Origin of the sequence: Streptomyces sp. NPDC050264, assembly GCF_040655895.1 — a bacterium.
In the GTDB taxonomy this organism is placed as follows: Bacteria; Actinomycetota; Actinomycetes; order Streptomycetales; family Streptomycetaceae; genus Streptomyces.
The window spans coordinates 1-11,601 of record NZ_JBFAKV010000033.1 but is presented as its reverse complement, the minus strand read 5'-3'; the positions used below and the strand labels follow the sequence as shown (position 1 = coordinate 11,601).

Genomic DNA, 11,601 nt, shown 5'->3' with positions numbered 1-11,601 from the left:
CGGCGATTGAGGAGCGGGGACCGGGACAGAGCCCCGGGGCCGAGCCCCAGTGCCGGACGACGAATTACAGCCACGCCGAGGTACGCCCCCGCGAACCGGCCAACCGCCCCCACAGGCGCACCCGCCCACCCCCAGGCCCCCCGAACCCCTCCGTTCCGGACGCCGAGAACAACCCGGCACCCCACCACGTACGGCGTGGTAGACGCCTCGACGACACACCCCCGCAACACCCACCGCCCCGCCCGGAACGACCCCGCATATCGAACACCCTCCCCCGCGCACCGAACCAAATCCGGCCAACCTGTTGACGCGCCCCTGACAGATGGCGCTCTCTCCTGCCACTCTTCCCAACGGCCACCGCACCCGCACAACCGCCACCGCACCACCCCACCCGGGCAACCAAGTGCGCGGCCGAACCGAACCACCCGCTCCACACCTGAATTCCGCACTGCCTGCACTGCGTTCTGCCCGGACGGCCACCCGCCGCCCGGTCCCCACTGGCCGCACACCCATGCGGCCGCGCAGAAGGAGTCAGCGTTGAGAAGCACCTCCACCTCCCACAGACGCCGGGCCACTGCCGCCGCGGCCCTCGGAGCCGTCACCGCTCTGCTCGCCGTAGCGTTCCAGTCGGGCGCGGCCTCCGCCGACGACCAGTGGGACAGCGCCCCGGCCGCGACGAAGATCACGGCGAACGCCACCCGCGGCGCCGACCCGGGCGCCCTGCCCGCGAAGCTCTCCCCCGCCAAGCGCGCCGAGCTGCTGCGCGCGGCGAACACCACCAAGGCGAAGGCCGACACCGCGAAGGACCTCGGCCTGGGCTCCCAGGAGAAGCTCGTCGTACGGGACGTGCTGCAGGACAAGGACGGAACGACCCACACCCGCTACGAGCGCACCTACGCCGGACTGCCCGTCCTGGGCGGTGACCTGATCGTCGACACGGCCAGGTCCGGTGCCGCGCAGGGCGTGACGAAGGCGTCCAAGGCGCAGCTCAAGGGCGTGGAGACGGCGGCCGACGTGAAGCCGGCCGCCGCCGAGACGCAGGCACTGAAGCTGGCGAAGGCCGACGGCTCGAAGAAGACCGCGGCCGACCGGGCGCCGCGCAAGGTCGTCTGGCTGGGCGAGGGCGCGGCCAAGGGCGGGCCCACCCTCGCGTACGAGACCGTGGTCGGTGGTCTCCAGGAGGACGGCACGCCGAACGAGCTGCACGTCATCACCGACGCGGCCACCGGCAAGAAGCTGCACGAGTGGCAGGCCATCGAGAACGGCACCGGCAACACCCAGTACAGCGGCACCGTCACTCTCGGCACCGCGCAGTCCGGATCGTCGTACACGCTGACCGACACCGCGCGCGGCAACCACAAGACGTACAACCTCAACCGCGGCACATCGGGGACGGGGACCCTGTACTCCGGCACGGACGACACGTGGGGCAACGGGCAGGCCTCCAACACCGAGACGGCCGCCGCCGACGCGCACTACGGCGCCGCGCTGACCTGGGACTACTACAAGAACGTGCAGGGGCGCACCGGCATCCGCGGGGACGGTGTCGGCGCGTACAGCCGGGTGCACTACGGCAACAACTACGTCAACGCGTTCTGGGACGACAGCTGCTTCTGCATGACGTACGGCGACGGCACCAGCAACACGCACCCGCTGACGTCGATCGACGTGGCCGCGCACGAGATGACGCACGGCGTCACCTCGAACACCGCGGGCCTCAACTACAGCGGTGAGTCGGGCGGTCTGAACGAGGCCACCTCCGACATCTTCGCGGCGGCCGTCGAGTTCTACGCCAACAACACGTCCGACCCGGGCGACTACCTCGTCGGCGAGAAGATCAACATCAACGGCGACGGCACCCCGCTGCGCTACATGGACAAGCCGAGCAAGGACGGCGCGTCCAAGGACGCCTGGTACTCGGGCCTCGGCGGCATCGACGTGCACTACTCGTCGGGTCCGGCCAACCACTTCTTCTACCTGCTCAGCGAGGGCAGCGGCGCGAAGGTCGTCAACGGGACGAGCTACGACTCCCCGACCTCCGACGGCCTGCCCGTCACCGGGATCGGCCGCGACAAGGCGGCGCTGATCTGGTTCAAGGCGCTGACCACGAAGTTCACCTCGACCACCAACTACGCGGCGGCGCGCACCGGTGCGCTCGCGGCGGCCGGTGAGCTGTACGGGACGACATCCACCGAGTACAAGGCCGTGCAGGACGCGTTCGCCGCGATCAACGTCGGCGCCCGTTCCGGCGGCGGCGACCCGGGCACCGGCAAGACGTTCACGAACGACGCCAACGTGAACATCCCCGACTCGCCCGGCGCGGCGGTCACCTCGTCCCTGACGGTCACCGGCATCACCGGCACGGCGCCGTCCACGCTGAAGGTCGGCGTCGACATCGTGCACACGTGGAGCGGCGACCTCCAGGTGGACCTGGTCGGCCCGAGCGGCAAGACGTACCGGCTGCACTCGTCCGTGTACGACCCGACCCCCAACATCCAGACCACGTACACGGTCAACGCCTCCACGGAGACGGCCAACGGTGTCTGGAAGCTCAAGGCGCAGGACCTCGGCGCGCAGGACACGGGCTACATCAACAGTTTCAAGCTGACGTTCCCGTAAGCGGGCCCGCGGGCCGGTAACGGCCGCGCACGGTCTGGGCGCGTCGCACCGGTGGTTCAACTCCCCGGAGCGGCGCGCCCTTTCACATGCGATCCCGTTCATACTCCGTTCGCAATACGGGCGTCAGTTTTCTCTCAACGAACGAATTCCGGCCAACCTGCGATCACGTACATGACATGTCCGGTCCTCAACTGTCAAAGTTTTCACCGCACCACCCGCACGACTCGCACCACCCGCACCACTCGCATCACTCGCATCACCCGCACGGCAAAGCTCACTCCCCCCACGTCACTCAAGGAGCTTTCTTCGTGACCTCTCACATATCCCGTCGCACCACCCTCTCCATCGCCACCGCTGTCGCCGCCGGCGCCCTGCTCGCCGGAACGTTCACCGCCACCGGCGCCTCCGCGCAGCCCGCTGTCCCCTCGGCCACCCCACTGGCCCTGAGCGCGACGGCCCACGCGGACCTCGTGAAGGACGCGAGCGCCAAGTCGGCCGAGACGGCGAAGGAGTTGAAGCTCGACTCCAAGGAGAAGCTCGTCGTCCGTGACGTGGTCAAGGACCGCGACGGCACGACCCACACCCGCTACGAGCGCACCTACGAAGGCCTGCCCGTCCTCGGCGGCGACCTGGTGGTCCACGAGACGAAGTCCGGCAGCCGCGAGGGCGTCACCCGCGCCACGTCCAAGTCCATCGACGTGACCACCGCCGGCGCCTCCCTGAAGGCCGCTCCGTCCGGCGCCCGCAAGGTCGTCTGGGCGGCGACCGGCACGCCGAGACTCGCCTACGAGAAGGTCGTCACCGGCACGCAGAAGGACGGCACGCCGAGCAAGCTGCACGTCATCACGGACGCGGCGACCGGCAAGAAGATCTACTCGTACGACGCGATCCACACCGGCACCGGCCAGTCCGAGTACAGCGGCAGCGTCGAGATCGGCACGACCAAGTCGGGCTCGTCCTACTCCCTCACGGACGCGACCCGCGGCGGCCACTCCACGTACAACCTCAAGAACGGCTCGTCCGGCAAGGGCACGCTGTTCACCGACGCCGACGACAAGTGGGGCGACGGAACGGTCAACGACGCCGCGACCGCCGGTGTCGACGCCGCCTACGGCGCCCAGGAGACCTGGGACTACTACAAGAACGTCTTCGGCCGCAGCGGCATCAACGGCGACGGCAAGGGCGCCTACTCCCGCGTCCACTACGGCAACGCGTACGTCAACGCGTTCTGGGACGACAGCTGCTTCTGCATGACCTACGGCGACGGCGAGGGCAACAAGAACCCGCTCACCGCCCTCGACGTGGCCGCGCACGAGATGAGCCACGGCGTCACGGCGGCCACCGCCGGCCTGGTCTACAGCGGCGAGTCCGGCGGCCTGAACGAGGCGACGTCCGACATCTTCGGCACCTCGGTCGAGTTCTACGCGAACAACAGCGAGGACGTCGGCGACTACCTCATCGGCGAAGAGATCGACATCAACGGCGACGGCTCGCCGCTGCGCTACATGGACAAGCCGAGCAAGGACGGCGCCTCGCTCGACGCCTGGAAGACCGGCGCGGGCAACGTCGACGTCCACTACTCGTCGGGCATCGCCAACCACTTCTTCTACCTGCTCAGCGAGGGCAGCGGCAAGAAGACGATCAACGGCGTCGCCTACGACTCCCCCACCTCCGACGGCTCCACCGTCACCGGGATCGGCCGCGACAAGGCCGAGCAGATCTGGTTCAAGGCACTGACGACGTACTTCACGTCGACCACCAACTACGCGGCGGCGCGCACCGGCACGCTGAGCGCGGCCAAGGACCTGTACGGCGCGGACTCGGCCGAGTACAAGGCCGTGGCGGCGGCCTGGGCGGGCGTGAACGTCAAGTAACCGCTCACTGAAGGCACTTGGGGCGCCCGGAGAGATCCGGGCGCCCCTTGCCGTCCCAGTGCCCTCAGCCCAGTGCCCTCAGCCCAGTGTCAGCATGATCAGCATCGCGGCCCAGCACAGCGCCACGAGCACCGGCAGCAGCATCATGATGAGCCCGGTCGGCGACTGCTTCAGCCAGCTGTTGCCGTCGACGGACACCTCCCGGCCCACTATCCGCTGCCCGCCGTACCAGGCCAGATGCTCCTCCAGTTCCATGGCGGCGTTCTTGCGGGCGCCCAGATAGCGCCGCCCGAACCGCAGCATCTGCGTGAACGCGAGGGAGGAGCCGAACCCGATCACCGAGATGACCAGCGCGAGCGTGTCGGCGATGCCCGCCGACGGCGAGGCCGTGTCACCGCGCTCGGCGAGGGTGAAGCCGAGCGCCGCCGCGAGGCCCGCGGTGATGTAGAAGAAGTTGTTCAGCTTGTTCCAGTTGAGGACGTCCTCGTGCTTGTACAGGTCGACGGCGACCAGGTACTGCCCCTGAAGCATCGCCTCGCGCGGCTTGCGCCACACCCACACCATCCGCTCCTTCCCGTCGGGCGGGGTGAGCCGGGTCAGCTCCTCGAAGCCGAGTTTGCGGTGGAAGCGCGTGGACGCCTCGTTGAACGGGACGCTGACCACGGCGGCGATCACCGGACTCGTGTGCCACTGCTCCAGGAGGTGGTGGTAGAGGCGGGAGGCGACCCCGCTGCGGGCGGCCGTGCGCGAGACGCAGATCTGCTTGATGACCAGGAACGCGCCCAGCGTCGTCTTGATCCGGTGGTTCAGCCATTCGTCGGGATCGAGGCGTTCGTCGCTGTACGCCAGCAGGTAACCGAGCACCTCCGGGCCCTTGACGGCGACCCAGAAGTGCTCGGCGCTGGACAGCCGCGCCCGGTAGTCGTCCCGGGTGTAGTCGGAGACGAGGAACCCGGCGCGGCCCGCCTGCGGGTCCCGCGGATCCAGGCGGCGCTCCTCGGCCAGCGCCACGACGGCATCGAGGTGGGCCTCACCGGCCCGGACGATCTCGATCGGCAGACCTTGCCCTGCGGACGCCGGCATGTACAACCCCCGTTGAGTCATGTTGAGCCAATTGCATGACTCTCTCAACTTACCTTTGTCGTAAGCCGAGTTGGAGGGGGCTGCCACTCGTACGAGGGGCGCGGGCAGCTCACCGCATCAACACCCCGGCCCCCTCCCCCACCGTCTCCGAGGGCACCGTCACCAGGCCCGACTCCGCCGCCGAGGCCAGCAGACGGTGGGTGGGCAGGATGCGGACCGTGTAGCCGTAGGGGCCCGTACGGTCCAGGGAGAGAGGGCCCTCGTAGGACCAGCGGCCCTCCTCGTCGGGGCCCGAGATCGGCTTGAGCGGGACCGTGGCGGCCTCCGCGATGCTGTCCTCGGCGTCGACGCGGCCCGCCACCGCCTGGACCTCCACGTCGTCCGGGACCAGATCGCCGAGGGCCACCCGCACATGCAGGGACAGGGTCGCGCCGAGCTCCGCCGTGGCCGCCGTCGACGCCTCGACGTGGTCGACCGCGACGCGCGGCCAGGCCGTGCGCACCCGGGACTTCCAGGCCGCCAGCTCGCGTGCCGCGCCCGGGGTGAGCGACCGGTCGGCGCGGGCCGCGGGCGCGTACAGCTTCTCGACGTACTCGCGGACCATCCGGCCGGCCAGCACCTTCGGGCCGAGGTGCGTGAGCGTCTGGCGGACCATCTCGATCCAGCGGTCGGGCAGGCCCTGGGGTCCGCGCTCGTAGAAGCGGGGGGCCACCCGGCGCTCCAGGAGGTCGTAGAGCGCGGCCGCCTCCAGGTCGTCGCGGCGGTGCTCGTCGGTCGCGGTGCCGTCGGCCGTGGGGATCGCCCAGCCGAAGTCGGGCTCGAACCACTCGTCCCACCAGCCGTCCAGGACGGACAGGTTGAGACAGCCGTTGAGGGCCGCCTTCATGCCGGACGTGCCGCACGCCTCCAGCGGCCGCAGCGGGTTGTTGAGCCAGATGTCGCAGCCCGGGTAGAGCTTCTGCGCCATCGCCATGCCGTAGTCGGGCAGGAACACGATGCGGTGGCGCACGCGCGGGTCGTCGGTGAAGCGGACCAGTTCCTGGACGAGGCGCTTGCCGCCGTCGTCGGCCGGGTGCGCCTTGCCCGCGACCACGATCTGCACCGGCCGGTCCTCGTCGAGCAGCAGCCGCATCAGCCGGTCCGGGTCGCGCAGCATCAGCGTGAGCCTCTTGTACGAGGGCACGCGCCGGGCGAAGCCGATCGTGAGGACGTCCGGGTCGAGCACCCCGTCGATCCAGCCGAGTTCGGCGCCGCCCGCGCCGCGGTGGCGCCAGGATGCCGTGAGGCGTGCCCGCACCTCGTCCACCAGCTGGCCGCGCAGTTCACGCCGCAGCTCCCAGATGTCCCGGTCGGGAATGTCGCCGACGGCGTCCCAGCGGTCGGAGCCGCCGACGGACAGGGCGTCCTCGGTGCGCCGTTCGCCGATCTGGCGGGCGCCGAGCCGGAACACTTCGGGGGCCACCCAGGTCGGCGCGTGCACCCCGTTCGTCACGGAGGTGATCGGCACCTCCTCGGCGTCGAATCCGGGCCAGAGCCCGGAGAACATCTGCCGGCTGACGGCGCCGTGCAGGGTGGAGACGCCGTTGGCGCGCTGGGCGAGCCTGAGCCCCATCACCGCCATGTTGAAGACGTTCGGATCGCCGCCCGGGTACGTCTCCATGCCGAGGCCGAGGATCCGCTCGACGTCGAGGGCGGGGAGTTCGGCGCCCGGCCCGAAGTGCCGGGCGACCAGTTCGCGGTCGAAGCGGTCGATGCCGGCCGGGACCGGGGTGTGCGTGGTGAACACCGTGCCGGCCCGGACCGCTTCGAGCGCGGCGTCGAAGTCGAGCCCCTCGGCGCCCAGTTCGGCGATGCGCTCCACGCCGAGGAGGCCCGCGTGGCCCTCGTTCGTGTGGAAGACCTCGGGGGCGGGGTGTCCGGTGAGGCGGCAGTACGTGCGCACGGCCCGCACCCCGCCGATGCCGAGCAGCATCTCCTGCAGCAGCCGGTGCTCGCTGCCGCCTCCGTACAGCCGGTCGGTCACCTCCCGCTCGTGGGCGTCGTTCTCCTCGACGTCGGAGTCCAGCATCAGCAGGGGCACGCGGCCGACCTGTGCCTGCCAGACGCGGGCGAGGAGGCGGCGGCCGCCGGGCAGCGCGATCGCGAGGTGCGCGGGGGTGCCGTCCGGCTCGCACAGCAGGGTCAGCGGCAGTTCGTTCGGGTCGATGACGGGATACGTCTCCTGCTGCCAGCCGTCCCGGGACAGCGACTGCCGGAAGTAGCCGTGCCGGTACAGCAGGCCTACGCCGATGAGGGGCACCCCGAGGTCGCTGGCGGCCTTGAGGTGGTCGCCGGCGAGGATGCCGAGGCCGCCCGAGTACTGCGGCAGCGCGGCGGTGATGCCGAACTCGGGCGAGAAGTAGGCGATGGCGGACGGGAGTTCGTTCGAGTGGGTCTGGGTCTGGTACCAGCGGTCGTCCTGGAGGTAGCCGCGCAGATCGTCGGCGATCTCGCCGAGAGCGGTCAGGAACGCCTCGTCGGCGGCGAGCTCGGCGAGCCGGGACGGCGGCACGCTGCCGAGCAGTCGCATCGGGTCGCCGTCGGAAGCGGCCCAGCGCACCGGGTCGACGGCGGCGAACAGGTCACGGGTGCCGGCATGCCATGACCAGCGCAGGTTGCGTGCCAACTCGTGCAGTGGAGCGAGTGGTTCGGGCAGGACCGGGCGGACGGTGAAACGACGGATGGCCTTCACAGTTCCCCTTTCGCGCGTGCAGCGGGGGCGTCGGCGGACGGTCGGGCGGCGCGGCCGGGCGCACCGCTGCGGGACGCACCTCGTGTACGTCCCAGACGTCATCCATGACGTTAATGGGCAGCGGCCCCCCGGGCCACGGCGCACGGCCCCGCTCACGCTTCGACGGCGTGGCACATGACCGGAACTCCCCTGCTCCGCCCCGGAGCCGGCGAATCGGGGGACGCCACCGCGTCTCCGCGCGTCGCCGCCCCCGGCCGGAACCCGCCGGGACCGGCTCAGGCCTTCAGGGCCGTCACGAACACCCCGCGCACCGGAGCCTCGTCCCCGTGCCGCCACTCCGCGCTGACCTCGCCCGCCGCGCCGGACAGGGGACCGCCGGGCGTGAGTACGCGGACGATCTCGGGCCGTGCGTCGGCGGCGTCGAGCCGGGCGTGCACCGACGGGTCGAGGGCGCCGTCGGTGCTCTGCGCGTGCGCGGGCACGTCACCCTTCAGCAGCGCCGTCAGCTGGGCGAGGAGCAGCGGGTCGTGGGCCCCGTCGTACACCCAGCGCTCGCCGAGCACGCCGTGCACGAGGGTGCCGATGAGCGCGTCGTCGGCCGCGTCCGGCAGCGGGGCGCCCCGGTAGGCCATGGGCACGTGGTACGTCACGGGCCGGGCGCCCGAGGTGTCCGTCACGGCCATGAACTCCATGCCGACCTGTCCGGCCGGGTCGTCGAGCCGGAAGCCGCCGGCCTTGGCAAGTTCGGGGGTGCCGGAGCCCTCGTACCAGGGCTGCTTCGGCAGCCAGCCGGCGAGGAGTTCCAGCTTGGTGGGCGTGAGGGTGGTGCGGTGAATGGTCGACATGCGCACAGGCTCGCACGCCCCCGGCGGGCCCCGCCGGACGGCGAACGGCCGGATGTCGACGCAACCCTTTCGTGATCCCGCCCGCGCGCGCTCACCCACCGCGGGCGATATGGCCGATTCCGCCCCCTCGTACATCCTTGTGACACTTCACACCACACGAGAGGCTGCCAACTGGCGCGCGGATGCGCCGAGTTGAGGAGGGGAACCCATACATGGCAGTGACCGTGCCAGTGACGCGGAAGTGGCATACGCGCTGGGCCGGCGGGCTCACCGCGATCGCCACGGCCGCGGTGATCTCGGCCATCACACTGCCCGCACACGCCGCCCCGGCACAGGGGCGGATATTCGGCGCCGGTGAACCCGGCGCCGTGGCGGACAGCTACATCGTGACGCTGAAGGGAGGAACCAGGGCGCCGTCGTCGGCGGGCAAGGACCTCGCGAACAAATATGGGGCGAAAATAAGCCACACCTACAGCAAGGCGCTCAACGGGTACGCGGTGAGGGTCAACGAGGCACGGGCCAGGCGGCTCGCGGCCGATCCGGACGTGGCGTCCGTGGTGCAGGACACGGAGGTCGCCTTCGACGGCACCCAGAAGAACCCGCCCTCGTGGGGCCTGGACCGCATCGACCAGAACGACCTGCCGCTCGACACGTCGTACAGCTCGCCGGAGTCGGCGGGCGCAGGAGCGACGGTGTACGTGATCGACACGGGCATCCGCATCAGCCACCGCGACTTCGGCGGACGGGCCTCCTACGGCTGGGACTTCGTGGACGACGACGCCACCGCACAGGACGGCAACGGCCACGGCACCCATGTGGCCGGGACCGTCGCGGGCAAGACCTACGGCGTCGCGAAGAAGGCGCACGTGGTCGCCGTACGGGTGCTCGACAACGAGGGGTCGGGGACCACGGCGCAGGTCATCGCGGGCATCGACTGGGTGACCGAGCACGCGAAGAGGCCGGCGGTCGCCAACATGAGCCTGGGCGGATACGGCAACGCGCAGCTCGACGCGGCCGTGAGCAACTCCATTGCCGCCGGGGTCACTTACACCGTGGCCGCGGGCAACGACGGCCTCCCGGCGGATCTTTACTCGCCCGCCCGGGTCAAGGAGGCCGTCACGGTCGGCGCCACCGACCGTGAAGACACACGTGCAAGCTTCTCCAACTGGGGTACTCGGGTGGACCTGTTCGCCCCCGGGGTGGACATCACATCCGCGTCGTACACCAGCGACACCGGGAAGGCCACCTTCTCCGGCACATCGATGGCCTCACCGCACGCCGCCGGAGCGGCCGCACTGTACCTCGCCGACCACCCACGAGCCACGCCCGCCGAAGTCGGCAAGGCACTGGTCGACCGGGCCGCATCGGACCGGGTGACCAGCGCCGGGCTCGGCTCACCGAACAGGCTGCTGCAGGTCGACAATCCATAAGCGGAAGGGGAGTTCATGGACCGGTCCCGTCTCCGCGAGCGGGGCCGGTCTTGTGTGTGCCCTTACGCGCGAGTAGTTAACAAAGTACCGGGTTGCCCGCCCGAAGAGTGTGGAAGGCTCCCTCGGTACGCCTTTCGGCACCACTGCACGGCCCCCTCCCCTCACGTCGTCTCCGCAACCCCCAAATTCCCCGCGGACAGGAGCGGTCATGCCCGCACAGCGCCCTACTCCGACGTCTTCCGACAAGACGCCTCCCGGTAAGACTCCAGCCCCCGCGGCAGCGCCGGCGGCGCAGCGCACCCGCAAGAAGGCGGCCTCCTCCGGTACGGCCAAGAAGTCCGCCGCGCCGAAGACCCCGGCCCCGCGCAGGGCCCCGGCCGCCCGCAAGGCCCCGGTCCCACCGCCGGTCCCGCTCACCATCGGCCGCATCCCGGTCCGGGACGTACGTCCGGTCGTCGATCACGGCCGCCGCCCGGCGAAGGCCGTCGTCGGCGAGACGTTCCAGGTCACGGCCACCGTGTTCCGCGAGGGCCATGACGCCGTCGCCGCGAACGTGGTGCTGCGCGGCCCCGACGGGAAGCCCGGACCCTGGGCCCCGATGCGCGAACTCGCTCCGGGCACGGACCGCTGGGGCGCCGAGGTGACCCCCGACGCACCCGGCGCGTGGACCTTCACCGTGGAGGCCTGGGGCGACCCGGTGGCCACCTGGCGGCACGCGGCCCGGATCAAGATCCCCGCGGGGATCGACACCGAACTCGTCATGGAGGAAGGCGCGTTGCTGTACGAGCGGGCCGCAGCGGACCTCCCGAAACCACTGCGAGAAACGGTTCTTCAGGCCGTCGCCGCGCTCCGCGACACCGACCGGCAGGCCGCCACCCGGCTCGCCGCCGCGCTCACCCCGGACATCGACACGGTGCTCTCCCGCCATCCGCTGCGCGAACTGGTCACGCCCTCCGAACCCATGCCGCTCCTGGTGGAGCGGGAGCGGGCGTTGTACGGGGCCTGGTATGAGTTCTTTC

General features: G+C 70.7%; 7 protein-coding genes. 4 read left to right on the top strand and 3 right to left on the bottom strand.

The features are described from left to right. Positions 1 to 537 precede the first annotated feature (537 nt). Both AB0J02_RS38560 and AB0J02_RS38555 read left to right on the top strand, forming a co-directional pair. Positions 538 to 2,619, top strand: coding sequence for a M4 family metallopeptidase (locus AB0J02_RS38560; RefSeq protein ID WP_363198554.1), 2,082 nt, complete (start codon positions 538 to 540; stop codon positions 2,617 to 2,619). A gap of 308 nt (positions 2,620 to 2,927) precedes the next feature. After that, positions 2,928 to 4,493 carry a M4 family metallopeptidase gene (locus tag AB0J02_RS38555; RefSeq protein ID WP_363198553.1) on the top strand — a complete coding sequence of 522 codons (1,566 nt, stop codon included), beginning with the start codon at positions 2,928 to 2,930 and terminating at the stop codon, positions 4,491 to 4,493. 78 nt (positions 4,494 to 4,571) lie between these two features. On the opposite strand, the gene AB0J02_RS38550 is transcribed toward AB0J02_RS38555, so the two are convergent. The 3 genes from AB0J02_RS38550 to AB0J02_RS38540 form a co-directional block, all read right to left on the bottom strand. Then, positions 4,572 to 5,576, bottom strand: coding sequence for a GNAT family N-acetyltransferase (locus AB0J02_RS38550; RefSeq protein WP_363198552.1), 1,005 nt, complete (start codon positions 5,574 to 5,576; stop codon positions 4,572 to 4,574). A 109-nt stretch (positions 5,577 to 5,685) separates the two neighbouring features. Next, a complete protein-coding gene (gene glgP, locus AB0J02_RS38545) occupies positions 5,686 to 8,307 on the bottom strand; it encodes an alpha-glucan family phosphorylase (RefSeq protein ID WP_363198551.1) in 2,622 nt (873 codons plus the stop codon). A gap of 275 nt (positions 8,308 to 8,582) precedes the next feature. Then, positions 8,583 to 9,152 (bottom strand): 1,4-alpha-glucan branching protein, encoded by a 570-nt coding sequence (locus AB0J02_RS38540; protein WP_363198550.1) that lies wholly within the window; start codon positions 9,150 to 9,152, stop codon positions 8,583 to 8,585. 212 nt (positions 9,153 to 9,364) lie between these two features. On the opposite strand from AB0J02_RS38540, the gene AB0J02_RS38535 reads away from it, so the two are divergent. Together AB0J02_RS38535 and AB0J02_RS38530 are read left to right on the top strand one after the other, a co-directional pair. Then, complete coding sequence (locus AB0J02_RS38535; protein WP_363198549.1) at positions 9,365 to 10,582, top strand: S8 family peptidase; 1,218 nt, start codon at positions 9,365 to 9,367, stop codon at positions 10,580 to 10,582. A 208-nt stretch (positions 10,583 to 10,790) separates the two neighbouring features. Next, a partial coding sequence (locus AB0J02_RS38530) for a maltotransferase domain-containing protein (RefSeq protein WP_363198548.1) occupies positions 10,791 to 11,601 on the top strand: 811 nt, incomplete at its 3' end.